We start from the raw sequence: 17,038 nt of genomic DNA, 5'->3' as shown, positions 1-17,038 counted from the left end.
ATAAGCATAGGTGTAAATTTAAATTTCAGAATTTACTGAATAATAAAAGGGAGGAATAGATATGCTGGAGAACTGGAACGAACAATTGGAGGAAATGTATAACAAGATGGTGGAATGGAGACGGCATTTTCATCAGTATCCAGAGCTAACTAACCAAGAATACAAAACATCTAAACTGATTGCAGACATCTTGACTGATTTTGGTATTAAAATCCGAACAAATGTCGGTGGGATGGGAGTTCTTGGGTATATTTACGGAGCGAAACCTGGTAAGACAATTGCACTGCGGGCCGATTTCGATGCATTGCCGATACAGGATGAAAAGAACGTACCATATAAGTCGAAGGTTGATGGTGTCATGCATGCATGCGGCCATGACGGGCACACAGCTACCTTGCTGGCAGTTGGCAAGGTGCTGAATGAAAATCGAAAAAATCTTGCAGGAAACGTCATTCTTTTGTTTCAGCATGCAGAGGAAGGCGGAGGCGGTGCCGAAAAAATGATAGCAGACAATTGCCTTGAAGGAGTAGATGCAGTGTTTGGCAATCATTTATGGAGTCTTTATCCTACAGGGGAAATAGCATATACGAAGGGGTATACAACCGCTGCTGGCGATGGTTTCTCGATTAAGATTAAAGGCAAAGGCGGTCATGGATCATCTCCTCATGATACAGTTGATTCTATTGCGGTAGCAGGCCTGCTTATTAACCAGCTTCAATATATCGTCAGCCGCAAGGTGAATCCACAGAAAACAGCTGTACTAACAATTGGTTCCATTCATGCAGGGAATGCTGCAAACGTCATTGCTGATTCTGCCGTAATGAAGGGCACGGTGAGAACATACGAAAAGGAAGTACAACAGCTTGTAAAAGAAGCAATGGAAGAGGCGATTAAAGGCATCTGCATGAGTTCGAAAGCAGATTATGAATTCAACTATAAGTATGGAATGCCAAGTGTATATAATCATCCTGCTGAAACGGATATTTTTGCAAACACCGTTAAGACCTCCCTGCCTGAGTTAGTAATAAAAGAAGTACCTGCCCTCCTTGTAAGTGAGGATTTTGCATTATATCTAGAGAAGAAGCCGGGGATGATATTTTTTACAGGAGCAGGAAACGAGGAATTGCAAGCAATATATCCACATCACCATCCAAAGTTTGATTTTGATGAAAAAGCAATGCTTTATGCCGGAAAAGCAATGCTTGCTATCAGCCATTATTATTTAGCAGAAATACCGTCAGGATGTGCGGCAGTTACGGTAAAATAAGGATAACCTACCTTTTATCCATACAGGAGAAAAGGTTTTTTTTATTATAGGTTTATGGCAGACATATTGGGGCGATACAGGATATGATTAATCTTGATTAAACTGCTTTTATTAGGGAAAGGTAAAAAAAACGTTTAAAGGAGCTGACAAAAAATGCAAATCCCGATCGGTGTATCAAATAGACATATCCATTTAACAAAAGAAGATGTAGAAAAGCTGTTTGGAGAAAATTATGAGCTGACAAGTAAAAAAGAATTATCACAGCCTGGAGAGTTTGCCGCAGAAGAAACGGTGACTATCAAAACGGATAAGTCTGAAATTAACAGGGTGCGAATTCTTGGTCCAATCCGTACGCTGACACAAGTGGAAATTTCAAAAACAGATGCCCGCCAGCTGGGCATTAATCCACCCATCCGCCCTTCCGGCAAAATTGAAGGAACACCTGGCATTACGATTATTGGTCCTCATGGAGAAATCACAATAGATAAAGGGGTTATTATTGCAGAGCGGCATATTCATATGACACAACAGGATGCTGACAATTTTGGTGTAAGTGATGGACAATATGTTAGTGTAAAAACGGACGGGGAAAGGGAGCTTATTTTCAATAAAGTATTAATCAGAGTTAAGGATACTTATGCCTTGGACATGCATATTGATACAGATGAAGCAAATGCTGCAGGAATTCAGACAGGGGATAAAGGGGTATTAATAAAATAGTTAAAAAACACGGTCTTTAGGGACCGTGTTTTTTATTAGAAACGAAAAGGTTGACGAAAAAGCAATATGTCGCTATTATTTGTATTAATAATACGTTTTAATACGTATTTTAAAATGGGCGGATAGGGGAGAGATAAAATTGAATATTAAGGAAATCATTAATGAAATACACACAAAAAAGGAAGAAGGAATGAAAGATATTTATTTAGTGGCCTGTGGAGGTTCTTTAGTCGATATGTATTTATCTGAATATTTCCTCAAAAGTGAAGCGAAAAGAACGAGAGTGTCCCTATACACGAGTAATGAGTTTGTGCATGCGGTGCCTAAAGCGCTGGGAAGTCATTCACTTGTTGTTGTCTGCTCCCATGGAGGCAATACGAAAGAGTCTGTGGAAGCAGCAAAAACGGCAAAAGAAAAAGGTGCATCGACTATTACATTGACACATAATGAAACAGGTGCATTAGTCGAATATGGAGACTATAATATTCTTTATAAATGGGGAGAAGAAACAGACGTAAAAGACAACCCAATGGCAATTATTTTTGCCATTGCCGTCGAAGCTTTACACAGTATAGAAGGTTATCATGCTTATCATAAAGTAATAAAAGGGTTAGAGCAAATCAATACAGTTATTGCAAAAGCACGCATACAAGTAGCAGAAAGAGCAAGAGCCTTTGCTAAAAAATATGAGCATGAGAATATGTTCTATGTTTTGAGCAGCGGTGCTTCATACGGTCATGCCTACGGGTTTTCAATTTGTTCTTTAATGGAAATGCAATGGGTTCATGCTTCAGCCATACATACTGGGGAGTATTTTCACGGTCCATTTGAAGTAACAGATAAAGAAACACCATATATTTTACTTATGAATGAAGGCAGAACGAGAGCTTTAGATGAAAGGGCGCTTAGCTTCTTGAAGCAATATGGAGAAAAGCTAGAAGTGGTTGACTGCAAGGAATTAGGGATTAATACAATTGATGATGAGGTTGTCGAGTTTTTTAATCCGATTGTTTTCTACAGTATTTTAAGTGTGTACCGAGCAGAATTGGCAAAAATCAGACAGCATCCGTTAGAAACAAGAAGATATATGGGCAAGGTTGCGTACTAAAGTCGTTTTCTTCAGCTGTTTTTACACAATTGATTAAAAATTGAGCAGTATTGTATAATTGGCGTGGGTTTTATACAGGTGATGTGATGGGGGAGAGGATTGCGGTGAAAGTATTAGGGATTGGCGATAATGTTGTCGATAAATATACATATAAAAGAATAATGTATCCAGGAGGAAATGCTCTGAATTTCAGTGTTTATGCGAAAACGATTGGCGCTGATGCTGCTTATTTAGGGATATTCGGCACAGATGATGAGGCACAGCATATTAGAAATGTACTGAAGGAATTAGCAATTGATACAAAACGCTGCCAGGAAGTCGAAGGAGAGAGCGGCTATGCATTAGTCGGACTAGAAAACGGTGATCGGGTGTTTTTGGAGAGCAATGATGGCGGAATAAGGAAGTATCATAAGCTCCAACTAAATAAGGAGGATATAAAATATATCCAATCCTTTGATTTGCTGCATACTAGCAAGTACAGCTATTTGGAAAAAGAGATGCCGAATATTAAAGCTGCGGGTGTACCAGTTTCCTTTGATTTTTCTGATGATTTCACAGAGGAATACTTGCTTGAAATTGGGCCATTTGTTGACTATAGCTTTCTTTCATGCAGCCACTTAACAGAAGAGGAAGCAAAGGCTGTCCTAAAGAAAATGGTATCACTTGGAAGCACACTTTCTATAGCAACAATGGGAGCAGAAGGAGCATTGCTGTATGATGGAGTAAGCTTTTACAAGCAAATACCGAAACTAATCGAGGCTGTTGATACATTAGGAGCTGGAGATTCCTTCCTGACAGCATTTCTGCTGCACTACTTACAACAAGAACAAGATGGTTTGGAAACTGCACTTGCTAAAGCTGCCGAATTTGCGGCAGCATCTTGTCTTGTAGAAGGTGCTTTTGGTCATGGCAAAGCTTATTAAGTGGAAAAGATTTATTTATTTTTAAGTCTTTGTTATTCTTGGAGTAAATGAATAGAATAGGTGATAACTAATATGATTAAGCAAGAGAATCGTGTCCCTCTCTATATACAGCTGAAAGAAACGCTGCGCACAGCTATTATTGCCAATCGCCTTAAAGCTGGTGACAAGATTCCGACAGAGGTGGAGCTCAGTGACAAGTATAATATCAGCAGAGTTACTGTCCGCAAAGCGATTACCGAATTGGTGGAAGAAGGCTATCTTGTAAAAAAGCAAGGCAAAGGGACATTTGTTCAGACACAAAAGATTGAAAGAAAGATTCTTCATTTAAAGAGTTTTACCGCTTCTTGTGAAGCACATGGCCTGAAAGTAACAAGTAAGGTTATCAAAAAGGAACTGATTGATCCAGATGACAATGAAAAAGAACGGTTAATGCTAGACGATGATGACCAGCTGATTCATATTCAAAGGGTCAGATATGCAGACGATCGTCCGCTCATGCTCGAAAATAATTTCTATTCCTTTAAGCGGTATAAATTTTTGCTGGAAGAGAGTCTCGACGGCTCCCTTTATGAGCTGTTAGAAGAGAAATACGGTATTAACCTAAACAATGCAGGAGAAACTTCCTTGGAAATTGTAAGAGCATCTGACCAGGAAGCGCCGCTGCTTGATATTACAATTGGAGAACCGCTTTTCTATTTGGAAACAGTCGTTTCTGATACTGCTGTCCCTGTTTATTTAGGAAGACAGTATATTGTCGGCGAACGATATAAGTTTTCGTTTTAAAGCCAGCTTGCAACCTTCTTAGAGGAGGTTGCTTTTTTGTATTTTGCTGCTAAACGGTTGCCCACGCTCGAGGTCATAAGTCGCCGATAAGCAGGCGCCCTGCACTTTTCTGTCCAGTTCCGGGCGCCATCGGCTCGAGGTCATAAGCCAAGCTGTCCAAGAAGGTGGAAGAGCGCCACCTTCTAAGGCCATCTCGTCTTATGCAAGTCGCCGATAAGCAGACGCCCTGCACTTTTCTGTAAATTCTAATAATATATTGACTATGCTGGTGGAAAGTAGTATAAATAAATAAAACGTCATGAAACGTATTAAATAATACATATGATTGTGGAGATGGAGGGGTTCTTTTTGAAGAGGAGATTTGTGGGGATGGTTATGCTGGTTGTTTGTATGCTTGGTTTAGCTGCATGCGGGAAGAGTGCGGCTGGTGGAGAGGAAGGTAGTAAGCAATTGGTGATGGGAACTTCAGCTGATTATGCTCCGTTTGAGTATATTGATACGGCAACGAGTGAGGAGATTATTGGGTTTGATGTGGATCTTGCGAAAGCGCTTGGTGAGAAGCTTGGCTATGAAATAGTCATTCAGGACATGGATTTCAGTGGTTTGATTACATCACTGCAATCAGGTAAGGTTGATTTTGTTATGGCTGGTATGGAAGCGACTCCTGAGCGCAGCAAGAATGTGGATTTTACTAATCCTTATTTTCGAAGTGATATTTCTATGGTTGTAGCCAGTGATGGAGCTGTTCAGACTTTTGAAGACATTAAAGGGAAAGTAGTGGGAGTACAAGTTGGTTCCATACAAGCGGAAAAGGCAAAAGAACTGCAAAAAGAAGTTGATTTCACTGTGGAGACAAGGGATAGAGTGCCTGACTTAGTGGAAGAGATTAAAAGCGGCCGTTTTGAAGGAGTTTTAATGGAAGATGTTGTTTCCAAAGGATATATAAAAAACAATGATAATCTGAAAGTTATCTCTGTCCCAAATAATGAAACTGGCGGCGCTTCTATTGCCTTTCCAAAGGACAGTGAGCTGACAGAGAAATTTAATACAGAATTGGCAGAGATGAAAGAAAATGGTGAAATGGATCAACTCGTTTCTAAATGGTTTGGCGGCGTTAAATCAGTAGATTAACAAGTAGCAATATATTATAGAAGAAACTAGGGGAAAAGAGGATGCAGATTAGTCTGCATTCTCTTTATTTTTATAGGCGAGAATGGAGGAATTTAGTAAAACATATATTCATTGTAAAAAATAAAAAAATGTGTTAGATTTTCTTACTTTTTTATACAATTCTGAATAATTATATTATATAATCAACTTAAATAAACAACATTGTCTAAACAAACGAAGTAATTGAACACTTTTGTTCAAAAAGATGAATTTTCCACATTCAATATGAATAAAATGGAGCAAGAGGCTTGAGTATAAGGAGGATTGACGTAAAATGGAAGCGCTTATGCGGAATATGTTTCAGTCATTAGCAAAAAATCAGCCAGCCAACAGACTTGCGAAAAAATATGGGCTTCGTTTAGGTGCAGCTAGGTTTGTTGCAGGAGAATCAATCGGAATGGCAATTGATGCGGTAAAAAGATTAAACAAACAAGGTAAGGTCGTAACTCTCGACCATTTAGGTGAATTTATCTCAACAGAGGCAGAGGCAGTAGAATCTGCTGCGATGTGTATTCAAACGTTGGACGCCATTGCTGAAGCGAAGGCAGAATCAAATCTTTCTCTGAAGATGACTTCCCTCGGATTAGATATCAGCAGGGAGTTATGTATGAAAAATATGCGTAACATTCTCGACCGGGCGAAGTCGTACGGAAATTTCGTGAGAATTGATATGGAGGATTATGGTCATTGTCAGGAATCAATCGACATTTACAAGGAGCTTCGTCAGGAATATGACAATGTCGGAATTGTTCTTCAGGCCTATCTATACAGGACAGAAGGAGATATTGCTGATCTGCATGATCTGTCTGCTAATCTTCGGCTAGTGAAGGGAGCGTATAAAGAGTCACCGAATGTCGCTTTTCCGGAGAAAAAGGATGTTGATAACAACTTCAAAAAAATTATTGAACAGCATTTGCTTAACGGCAACTATGCAGCTGTAGCGACACATGATGAGGCGATGGTCGAGTATACGAAATCCATTGTAAAACAGCATGGTATTCCAAATGACCAATTCGAGTTTCAAATGCTGTACGGCATTTGTGAAGAGCTGCAAGACAGACTTGTGAAGGAAGGCTACAAGGTTCGGATTTATGTTCCTTACGGTATCGATTGGTTCGGTTATTTTATGAGGAGGCTTGCAGAAAGGCCGGCTAATGTTTGGTTTATCGTCAAGAATTTCTTTAAGTAAGCTTAAAGTTTAATAGTTTTATCCAAAATATACAAAAAAGGAGACTGAATTATTATGACGACAACTGCACCTTACACAACTTTCAAAAACGAGGCATTAACTGATTTTACAGCAGAGGAAAATAAAACGGCAATGTATGCAGCAATAGCTAGGGTCAAAGAGGGGCTTGGGAAGAAGTATCCAATTGTGATCGGCTCGGAAAAACTTTTTGTTGAGGAAGAAACAGTCTCAGTGAATCCAGGAAATGTGGACGAAGTAGTTGGCACTGTAAGCAAGGGATCTACTAAGCTGGCAGAAAAAGCTATGCAAACAGCATTAACAGCATTTGAAACGTGGAAAAAGGTAGCTCCGGCTGAACGTGCAGCCTACTTGTTCAAGGCTGCTGCATTGATGAGAGAGCGTAAGCATGAATTTTCCGCCTACCTTGTTTTGGAGTCAGGGAAAAACTGGGTAGAAGCAGATGCTGATACGGCAGAAGCTATTGATTTTCTGGAGTTTTATGGAAGAGAAATGATTCGTTTGAGCGAGACGAGTATTCATCAGCCGCTTACGCAGATTGCTGGTGAAGAAAATAAGATTACGTATATTCCGCTAGGTGTCGGCATTGTTATTTCACCGTTTAATTTTCCATTGGCAATTATGGCTGGAACGACTGTTGCTGCTATCGTCTCAGGCAACACGGTTATTTTGAAGCCGGCTGATGCTACACCGGTTATTGCTGCTAAGTTTGTCGAGTTGATGGAAGAGGTAGGCTTGCCTTCTGGAGTATTAAATTATTTGCCTGGTGATGGTATTGAAGTTGGTGAGTATTTAGTTGAGCATCCGAAAACACGCTTTATCTCGTTTACAGGTTCAAGAGCAGTTGGCTGCAGAATTTATGAAAAAGCTTCAAAAGTTCAAGATGGTCAGCTTTGGTTAAAACGTGTGATTGCTGAAATGGGTGGAAAAGATGGTGTGGTTGTTGATGAAACAGCTGATTTAGATGCTGCTGCAGCGGCAATTGTTGCTTCTGCTTACGGATATCAAGGCCAAAAATGTTCTGCAGGCTCCCGTGCAGTTATCGTAGAGTCTGTCTATGACGAAGTGGTCAGCAAGGTAGTACAATTGACAAAAAATCTTTCAATCGGCTTGCCGGCAGAGAATCATCCGGTAGGACCTGTTATCGATCAAAAATCATTTGACAAAATAATGGGCTATATTGAAATTGGCAAACAGGAAGGAAAATTGCTTGCTGGAGGAAAGAGAGCGGATGGAAACGGGTTCTATGTGGAACCGACAATCTTTTCAGATGTTGATCCACAGGCACGTATCATGCAGGAGGAGATATTTGGACCTGTGCTTGCGATTGCAAAAGCTTCCGATTGGCAGGAAGCGATTGACATTTATAACAATACGGAATACGGACTGACAGGTGCATTTCATTCGCAAGATGACAGCAGAATAGATTATGCCCTTGAAAATATGCATTGTGGAAATCTTTATGTAAATAAAAAATGTACAGGTGCACTTGTAGGTGCCCATCCATTCGGCGGATTCAATATGTCTGGGACTGATTCAAAAGCTGGCGGCTATGATTATTTGCTATTATTTACGCAAGCGAAGTTGACATCTAGAAAAAAATAATATAAAAATAATAGACTAGGAGATGTACTTTTTCATTGTGCATCTCCTGTTTAAGCGAAAAACATATAAAAATACATATTCGCTTAAATATTTATTGATTTTTGCTTATAAAAGAATGAATATTCGAAAATTTGGCAAAGGATCAAAATGGGGATAAAAGGACTTCTTAGATTAGAGAATGGAGGATGGGGACTTGAATACACAAATTTTAATTTCGATTGCTATTTATATGGCTGGAATGCTTGTTATTGGCTACTTCGCCTATAAACGTACATCCAATCTAGAAGATTATATGATTGGCGGAAGGTCGCTTGGTCCTGCTGTTACAGCATTGAGTGCAGGAGCAGCTGACATGAGCGGCTGGCTGCTTATGGGGCTTCCGGGAGCAATGTACACCCAAGGGATAAGTGCCTCATGGATTGCAATCGGCTTGACGATAGGAGCTTATTTAAACTGGCTATATGTAGCTCCGCGCCTTCGGGCATACACAGAAGTGGCCAATAACTCTATGACTATTCCAGCATTTTTGGAAAATAGATTTAAAGATAAGTCCAATATATTGCGTCTGACATCAGGGTTAGTCATCATTATCTTTTTTACGTTTTATGTTTCATCAGGAATGGTGTCAGGCGGGGTTTTATTTGAAACTACATTCGGCTTGCATTATCAAACAGGACTTTGGATTGTAGCTGCAGTCGTCATTGCCTACACATTGTTTGGCGGATTTTTGGCAGTAAGCTGGACAGATTTTGTGCAAGGATTGATTATGGTTGTTGCATTAATACTTGTACCAATCGTGACCATTATGGAGGTTGGAGGTCTAGGATCCGGCTTTGACACAATAAAAGAAATTGATCCAAAGCTGTTTGATATTTTCAAAGGGACGACTGTTCTGGGCATTATATCGTTGGTTGCTTGGGGACTTGGTTATTTTGGTCAGCCGCATATTATTGTACGGTTCATGGCGATTTCTTCGGTGAAAGAAATTAAAAAGGCAAGACGTATTGGAATGGGCTGGATGATCTTTTCTGTCGGCGGCGCCATGTTTACAGGTTTTTTAGGTCTTGCCTATTTCTCTCAGCAAGGATTAGAAATAAAGGATGCGGAAACAATTTTTATTAAATTGAGTGAAATACTGTTTCATCCGCTCATTACCGGCTTCCTCCTTGCTGCAATACTGGCAGCTGTTATGAGTACGATTTCTTCACAGCTGCTCGTAACAGCAAGCTCCCTGACAGAAGATGTTTACAAAACATTCTTCAGACGCAAGGCAAGTGAAAAGGAGCTGTTGTTAATCAGCAGACTTGCCGTGCTTATAGTATCTATTGTTTCTGTACTTCTTGCTTTTAATAAAAACGGGACGATTCTCTCCCTTGTAGGATATGCGTGGGTAGGCTTTGGTGCATCCTTTGGCCCGGTCATTCTGCTGAGTCTTTCCTGGAAAAGAATGAACAGATGGGGAGCCCTCGCTGGAATTGTCGGCGGAGCGGTGACAGTTATCATCTGGGCAAGCATAGACGTTCTGAAAGAGAATCTTTATGAAATAATCCCAGGGTTTATTGTCGGTCTGCTAAGCATCTGGATTGTCAGCCTGCTTACAGAAGCACCGAACGCTAAACAAGTGGAGAATTTCAACGAATATAAGCAATCTGTATAACAGTCCGTGACTAAAGAAAAAGCTGATTTTGTAAACACACAACAATCAGCTTTTTCTTTTCTATGTATTTTCTTTATATCTAGCAGTAGAAAGTTAAGCCTTTGGTATGGTAAAGTTAGTAAAAAAGCTTGAAAGGGTAATAGTATGTTCGAACATGCACAAATACAGCTTGACCGCTCTTTTGCGGTTGCAGATAAACAGACGCCGATAGCTGAGATAAAATCGAAACTTCTTGAGTATAATTTTGTCGTTGTGACAGGCGGAACATACTTTATAATCGGCAATTATGAGTACGAAATAATCGCGTTGGCTCCACCGACTGCTCCAATAGGTGAGTGGCTCAAGCGGCTTGAATGGATTCCGTCCTTCGCAGCATTTGCAGAAAGGCTCCCGTATAAAGCTGATTGGCGCCGTCCTGCACTGTGGCTGGAGGATGGGATTCCCGCTGGGATTATAACGGAGAGTACTTGGGTAAATATGCTTGAAGCAGAGCGCCGGCAAACTACTGCTTATTTTCATACATTGGCTGAAACGATCAACGATTCGGTAACTGCTGTTGATGAGGAAGGAATTGTTGTTGGCTGGAATACAACAGCAGAGGAAACCTATAAAATAAAAAAAGAGCATATTATCGGAGCAAAACTCGCTAGTCATTTTAGTGATGAATCACTTGTACTAAAGCGCATTCTAAACGAAGGCTATCCAGTGAGAGGGCAGTATCACAGACCTAATGCGGATACTCATGTGCTGATAAATGCAACACCAGTCATTTTGGATAATAAGATTATAGGCGGGATTGCCTCAGAGCATGATATTACAAAAATGATCAGGCTTAACGAAGAGCTGGACTCTGCGTCGACATTGCTTGTTCAGAAAATAAATCCGTTTTTATCCTTCGACAGCGGAAGTCCGAAGTTTCAGGAATCGCTGAAAGTAGCGCAAAAAATGGCTCATGCAGACATCCCTGTTTTAATTACCGGCGAGGCCGGCTCAGGCAAAGAAATGCTTGCCCAAGCGATTCATTACGGCGGTTCAAAGGCTACTGGTCCATTTGTTAATATCAATTGTTCCGTTATTCCGCCAGGGCTGTTAGAAATTGAGCTTTTTGGCATTGAAAAAGCATCGTTTACCGATGAAAAGCAAAATGTTATCACAGGAAAAATCGAACAGGCTGCAAATGGCACTATCTTTATTGAAAATATTGACAAGATGCCGTTGGCCCTGCAAGAAAAACTGCTCCTGTACTTAGTGGAGAATGCCTTTTACCGAGTGGGAGGGCAGGAAGTGATTTCCTCTTCCACAAGAATAATCGCCTCAGCGTCAAGGTCTGTGGAAAGTCTTCTCAAAGATGGAGAACTGAATGAGAAGTTATTTTATAAACTGTCAGTCATTCATATTTATATTCCCCCGTTAAGAACGAGACGTGAGGATATTGCAGCACTTGTTGAAAGATTTTTAGAGGAATTCAGTGTCAAATATACTAAGCATGTTCCTGTTGTTGATGACGAAGCAATGGCTTTGTTTGTAAACTATGAATGGCCAGGAAATGTGCGGGAACTGCGAAATACAATTGAACGAATTATCATTTTGCATGATACGAAAAGAATTACGCTAGCTCACTTGCCTGATAATCTTATCGAGAACAACGAAGTGGATAATTCCTTCCTATCTTCTCATGCAAAGATGGATGAAGCGCAAGAAATAGAAGAAGCACTCAAGAAAACATATGGCAACAAAAGTGCAGCGGCAAATCTGTTAGGAATTTCCCGGGGAACGCTTTATAATAAAATAAAAGAATACGGATTAAGCTGATAAAAAACACGAAGCAAAGAAGAACAAATAGTCCTTCTTTGCTCCGTGTTTTTTTATGTCTCTAGCTGGAAGAAACGCCGCAGCAAATACGCAAGCCATTTTCCGTTATGGATATGGCGAATGTTTTCAATAAGCCCATTAATAACAGCAGGGCTCATTGTCTGGTTGTTAGCCTGCTCGATCAACAAATGAAGAGACTCCTTCACATATTCCCCATTACAAGCTTCAGTATTCGAGATTAGAAGCTTAACGATTGTTTCCTTATCTAATGAAGCGTCTTGCGGTAACTCTATCAGATAAGATAATTCCTCCGTTATAAAAGGTATTGTTTCATGAATGGCAAGCAGGTTTGTTTTCTCTGCTAAAGATTTTGACAAAAGGCAGACATCTAAAGGGAGCTTTGTAAATACAAATAGTTCAGAGTAAGTTTTTAAAAAGCCTTTGATGCAATACAGCAAATCATATTTCACCTGGTCAGCAGATTTTCCGAAAACTTTTTCTATCAAGAGCAGAATCGTGCTGTTTATCAGCTTATCATAGTGATGTAATTTCTTAATAAGATCTGGGCTGACAGAAAAATTATGCTCGTTCATAAATATCTTTCCACGATCAGAATCTTTTTTAAAAGTGGAAAAAACCGAGTGATAAAAGTTATACAGGAAATTGTCATCTACAGGCGTATGTTTGACTTGGTAGTCAAGATTAGAAACTAACTGCTTCATGGCGTCGTCAATCAGTTCGAGAATCAACTCATCCTTTGATTTAAATGATAGATAGAATGCCCCTTTGGAAATCCCGCAGCTTTCTGTTATTTGCTGAACGGAGGTTGTGGCGATTCCTTGCTTGGCGAACAATTCTAATGCAGTGTCCATAATTAATTGTTTTTTAACCATACTCTATTTTAGCTCCTAGCTATAAATAATTTGACAAATGACTGGCTAGTCAGTATTATATGTAATTAGTTCGACAAAGTCAATAAAGGGTAGGTGCAAAAGTGAAAGGGATAGTTAATTTCGTACTGAAGAATAAACTGGCGGTTTGGTTATTGACCATTATTATCACAGCTTCAGGTATTTATTCTGGTACACAAATGAAAACGGAGACGATTCCGGATATTTCGATACCGTACTTAATGGTAACGGGTGTATATCCAGGAGCAACTCCTGAACAAGTAATGAATGATGTATCGATGCCGATTGAACAAGCAGTGGAAGGACTAGAGGATGTTAAGGCCGTCTATTCTAATTCCAGCTCAAGTGTGTCAAGCATACAAGTAGAATATGAGTATGGCATTGACATGGATGAGAAAAAGAGACAGCTTGAATCTGCATTAGATAATGTAACACTTCCAGAAGATGTGGATGCACCGACTGTGTCTGCAATCAGCATGAATATGATGCCGGTTGTTGCATTGTCCATAAGCAGCACAGAAGAGGATATTGTTGATTTGACATCAACAGTGGAGGATGTAATCCTTCCTGATATTGAAAAGCTTGATGGTGTTGCTTCAGCAACTATTTCCGGCCAGCATGTAGAAGAAGTTGACTTCGCCTATAATAAAGAGAAATTGGCTGAGCTGAACCTGACAGAAGATGACGTAAAACAAGTTATTCAAGCAAGCGATATGGCTACATCTTTAGGTCTTTATGAATTTGAAGAAGGTGAAGAGGCTGTATCTGTTGACGGGAAGCTTACATCAATAGATGAATTGAAAGATATGATGATTCCGGTAACACCGACTGCTGAGAACCCTTCACCATTTGTGAAGCTTAGCGATATTGCTACAATTGAGGCTGTCGGCAAGGAAGAATCAATTTCCCGTACAAATGGGGAAAACGCGATTGCTATCCAAATCGTAAAAGGCCAGCAAGCTAATACAGTTGATGTAGTAAACGCTGTTAAGGATCTTGCTGAAGATGAAAAAGATAAAATTGACGGTTTAGTCATTGACGTAACACTTGACCAAGGACAGCCAATTGAAGATTCTGTCCATACTATGATTGAAAAAGCAGTATTCGGCGGATTGATCGCAGTTCTAATCATCCTGCTGTTCTTGCGTGACATTAAATCTACCATTATATCGATTGTTTCCATTCCGGTATCCATTTTCATGGCATTTTTGCTTCTGCATTGGATGGATATCACACTGAACATTATGACGCTAGGAGCCATTACAGTAGCTATTGGTCGTGTAATTGATGACTCCATTGTTGTAGTTGAAAATATTTACAGACGTTTGCATTCTAAAGAAGAGAAGCTTTCAGGGCGTGCGTTAGTGCGTGAAGCAACAATTGAGATGTTCAAGCCGATTCTTTCGTCTACATTAGTAACTGTTGCCGTGTTCGCGCCACTTATTTTCGTGGGCGGTATGGTTGGTGAACTGTTTGTGCCGTTTGCATTGACGATGACATTCGCTCTTGGTGCATCATTGATTGTTGCCGTTACAATCGTACCAGCTCTTTCACACTTCTTATTTAAAAAGAAATTATACAGTGAGAAGACAGAAAGCGGACATAAAGAAGTTGGAAAGCTCGCTTTATGGTATAAAGGATTATTAGAAAAAGCATTAAACCATAAAATCATTACGTCTGCCATTGCAGTAATACTTCTTGCAGGAAGCTTGGCACTTACGCCATTGATCGGATTCAGCTTCATGGGCAGCGAAGAAGAAAAAGTCATGTACTTGACGTATACACCAGAAGCTGGTGAAACAGAGAAGCAAACAGCAGATAACATTCAAGTTGTTGAAGATGAAATGCTGAAGCGTGATGATATTGATACAGTTCAAACATCTATTACCGACAGCAGCAATGCAGACATGACCGCTGCGATGATGGGCGGCGGCGCTGGCGGCGGACTTATGTACCTGATCTTTGATCCAGACATGAAAAACTTCTCTGAAGTAAAAGAAGATATTGAAACATATATTGCTGATATTGGCCAGACAGGAGAATGGAAGAGCCAAAACTTCACTTCTATGTCAGGGTCTACAAATGAAATCAGCTATACGTTCTATAGTGAGGATTTAACTAAGCTTAATGAGTCAGTAAAAGAAGCTGAAGATATTATGAAGGATAATGACGGTCTTAAAGATGTATCTTCAAGTGCAGAAGCAGCATATGTAGAACATACATTAAAGGTTGATCAGGAAAACCTTCTGCAGTACGGATTGACTACAGGTCAAATCGTTATGGCATTAAGCAATCAAGGTTCAGATGAAGTTCTGACAACTGTTGAGAAAGACGGAAAAGAGCTTGATGTTATTGTAAAACAAGAAGAGAAAGCTACTCCGAAATCACTTGATGAATTGTTGGATACAGAGATAGCAACAGCAACTGGAACGACAATGAAGCTTGAAGATCTTGTGGAAATTGAAGAAGGAACAACACTCAATACACTTGATCGAAGCAAGGGTGAGTATTATGCGACAGTTACTGGAACTATTACAACAGATGATATTTCTAAAGTGACAGCTGAAGTAGATGAAAAAATCAATGATATTGACTTGCCTAGCGGCGTAACGATGGGCGTAGCTGGTGTGTCTGCTGACATGACAGAAACGTTCACACAGCTTGGAGTTGCGATGATTGCTGCAATTGCGATTGTATACTTCATCCTTGTTGTTACCTTCGGTGAAGGTGCTGCACCATTCTCCATTCTATTCTCGTTGCCATTCGCAGTGATTGGCTCGTTCGTAGGATTGTTAATTGCAGGTGAAACAATCTCCGTTTCCGTAATGATGGGTATGCTCATGTTGATAGGTATAGTTGTAACAAACGCGATCGTATTAGTAGACCGAATCATCCATATGGAAAGAGAAGGTATGAACTTGCGTGATGCGATTCTGGAGGCAGGCGCAACCCGACTTCGTCCTATCCTGATGACGGCAATTGCCACAATCGGTGCATTGATTCCACTTGCAATCGGTAACGGCGGAAGCGGAATTATCTCTAAAGGCCTTGGAATTACCGTAATAGGCGGTTTAACAAGTTCGACATTGTTAACACTTCTTATCGTTCCAATCGTCTACGAAATTCTGTCTAAAATGTTTAAGAAAAACCGCAAAAAAGTCGAAGAAAATTAATCGACAGAGGGCAGCCGTGATTGGCTGCCCTTTCTTTATTTAATAGGATGAAAATAGGTGCGGAGTGGTGAGTGTCATACGGGATTTGTAGATAAGTCCGAGGGCTCACACGAGATAGGGCGGAGTATTTTGGCACTAGCTGTGTGAAGGTGAAACCATGCAGCGGAATTCAACAGTCTATTCTAAGCTAGACGCTCTTTTTTTTGCTAAAATTCGTGCTATTAAGACAAAAAGCAACAACAGAAAGGGAATCAATGGTACTTATCCTTTTCGTTATGAAAAAATAGAGTAAACAGCTAAAATAACTCTTGATTTTAATGATTTAATTAATTAAGTTGTTTCGAAAACCACAAAATTAACAAAAGTATAAATAATTAAACCTTAGTTTACGGAGTATAAAATATTAGTTAATGTTTTTGTTAATTAAGATATAAAAATATATTGTTAAATTTATATAATAGTTATTGACAGCGTTTTCAGCTTATTGTATAAATAACATGTAAGGTATTTTCTTATAAAAAGGAGGCTCTGATCAAAGTTTAATAGAGCAATTAATTTATCGATTACGTTTTTATATAGTTAATATCAAATACATAAGCAGAAAGAGAAAGGCAATATAGTGATGTGCTAAGAATGATGATTTTCAAGCATTCTCCTTAAAACAGCACAAAACATTTACTGTGCCTTATCGGTACTGTTTGA

General features: G+C 39.7%; 12 protein-coding genes. 11 read left to right on the top strand and 1 reads right to left on the bottom strand.

What is annotated here, in order from left to right:
- Positions 1 to 61: 61 nt before the first annotated feature.
- The 10 genes from M3600_RS02220 to M3600_RS02175 all read left to right on the top strand — a co-directional run bounded on the left by M3600_RS02220 (position 62) and on the right by M3600_RS02175 (position 12,252).
- Positions 62 to 1,267 (top strand): M20 metallopeptidase family protein, encoded by a 1,206-nt coding sequence (locus M3600_RS02220; RefSeq protein WP_251644673.1) that lies wholly within the window; start codon positions 62 to 64, stop codon positions 1,265 to 1,267.
- A gap of 153 nt (positions 1,268 to 1,420) precedes the next feature.
- The gene (gene pduL, locus M3600_RS02215; RefSeq protein WP_237941047.1) at positions 1,421 to 1,987 is read left to right on the top strand and encodes a phosphate propanoyltransferase; all 567 of its coding nucleotides are present in this window, start codon (positions 1,421 to 1,423) and stop codon (positions 1,985 to 1,987) included.
- A gap of 139 nt (positions 1,988 to 2,126) precedes the next feature.
- The gene (locus tag M3600_RS02210) at positions 2,127 to 3,095 is read left to right on the top strand and encodes an SIS domain-containing protein (RefSeq protein ID WP_251644672.1); all 969 of its coding nucleotides are present in this window, start codon (positions 2,127 to 2,129) and stop codon (positions 3,093 to 3,095) included.
- Positions 3,096 to 3,199: 104 nt separating this feature from the next.
- Positions 3,200 to 4,018: a PfkB family carbohydrate kinase gene (locus M3600_RS02205; protein ID WP_251644671.1), complete on the top strand. Its 819-nt coding sequence runs from the start codon at positions 3,200 to 3,202 to the stop codon at positions 4,016 to 4,018.
- A gap of 72 nt (positions 4,019 to 4,090) precedes the next feature.
- The gene (locus M3600_RS02200) at positions 4,091 to 4,801 is read left to right on the top strand and encodes a GntR family transcriptional regulator (RefSeq protein ID WP_251644670.1); all 711 of its coding nucleotides are present in this window, start codon (positions 4,091 to 4,093) and stop codon (positions 4,799 to 4,801) included.
- A 348-nt stretch (positions 4,802 to 5,149) separates the two neighbouring features.
- A complete protein-coding gene (locus M3600_RS02195; protein WP_282581424.1) occupies positions 5,150 to 5,932 on the top strand; it encodes a transporter substrate-binding domain-containing protein in 783 nt (260 codons plus the stop codon).
- 313 nt (positions 5,933 to 6,245) lie between these two features.
- Positions 6,246 to 7,160, top strand: coding sequence for a proline dehydrogenase family protein (locus M3600_RS02190; protein ID WP_233317121.1), 915 nt, complete (start codon positions 6,246 to 6,248; stop codon positions 7,158 to 7,160).
- 54 nt (positions 7,161 to 7,214) lie between these two features.
- Positions 7,215 to 8,783, top strand: coding sequence for an L-glutamate gamma-semialdehyde dehydrogenase (gene pruA, locus M3600_RS02185; protein ID WP_237941051.1), 1,569 nt, complete (start codon positions 7,215 to 7,217; stop codon positions 8,781 to 8,783).
- Between the two features lie 193 nt (positions 8,784 to 8,976).
- On the top strand, positions 8,977 to 10,440 hold the full coding sequence (gene putP / locus M3600_RS02180) for a sodium/proline symporter PutP (protein WP_251644669.1): 1,464 nt from the start codon (positions 8,977 to 8,979) through the stop codon (positions 10,438 to 10,440).
- 144 nt (positions 10,441 to 10,584) lie between these two features.
- Positions 10,585 to 12,252 carry a sigma-54 interaction domain-containing protein gene (locus M3600_RS02175; RefSeq protein ID WP_251644668.1) on the top strand — a complete coding sequence of 556 codons (1,668 nt, stop codon included), beginning with the start codon at positions 10,585 to 10,587 and terminating at the stop codon, positions 12,250 to 12,252.
- 53 nt (positions 12,253 to 12,305) lie between these two features.
- On the opposite strand, the gene M3600_RS02170 is transcribed toward M3600_RS02175, so the two are convergent.
- Positions 12,306 to 13,145, bottom strand: coding sequence for a TetR/AcrR family transcriptional regulator (locus tag M3600_RS02170; RefSeq protein WP_251644667.1), 840 nt, complete (start codon positions 13,143 to 13,145; stop codon positions 12,306 to 12,308).
- Positions 13,146 to 13,246: 101 nt separating this feature from the next.
- Here M3600_RS02170 and M3600_RS02165 point away from each other — a divergent pair, with 101 nt between their 5' ends.
- The gene (locus M3600_RS02165) at positions 13,247 to 16,336 is read left to right on the top strand and encodes an efflux RND transporter permease subunit (RefSeq protein WP_251644666.1); all 3,090 of its coding nucleotides are present in this window, start codon (positions 13,247 to 13,249) and stop codon (positions 16,334 to 16,336) included.
- The last annotated feature ends 702 nt before the right edge of the window (positions 16,337 to 17,038 follow it).

Origin of the sequence: Niallia sp. MER 6 (genome assembly GCF_023714395.1) — a bacterium.
Taxonomy (GTDB): Bacteria; Bacillota; Bacilli; order Bacillales; family Cytobacillaceae; genus Niallia.
Note: the sequence above shows the minus strand (reverse complement) of the source record. Positions and strands in the feature narration are given on the sequence as shown.

Excerpts from the sequence above, each read along its gene's own strand:
- M3600_RS02220 (WP_251644673.1), top strand. The coding sequence starts at position 62 with ATGCTGGAGAACTGGAACGAACAATTGGAGGAAATGTATAACAAGATG.
- pduL (WP_237941047.1), top strand. The coding sequence starts at position 1,421 with ATGCAAATCCCGATCGGTGTATCAAATAGACATATCCATTTAACAAAA.
- M3600_RS02200 (WP_251644670.1), top strand. The coding sequence starts at position 4,091 with ATGATTAAGCAAGAGAATCGTGTCCCTCTCTATATACAGCTGAAAGAA.
- M3600_RS02190 (WP_233317121.1), top strand. The coding sequence starts at position 6,246 with ATGGAAGCGCTTATGCGGAATATGTTTCAGTCATTAGCAAAAAATCAG.
- pruA (WP_237941051.1), top strand. The coding sequence starts at position 7,215 with ATGACGACAACTGCACCTTACACAACTTTCAAAAACGAGGCATTAACT.
- M3600_RS02175 (WP_251644668.1), top strand. The coding sequence starts at position 10,585 with ATGTTCGAACATGCACAAATACAGCTTGACCGCTCTTTTGCGGTTGCA.
- M3600_RS02170 (WP_251644667.1), bottom strand. The coding sequence starts at position 13,145 with ATGGTTAAAAAACAATTAATTATGGACACTGCATTAGAATTGTTCGCC.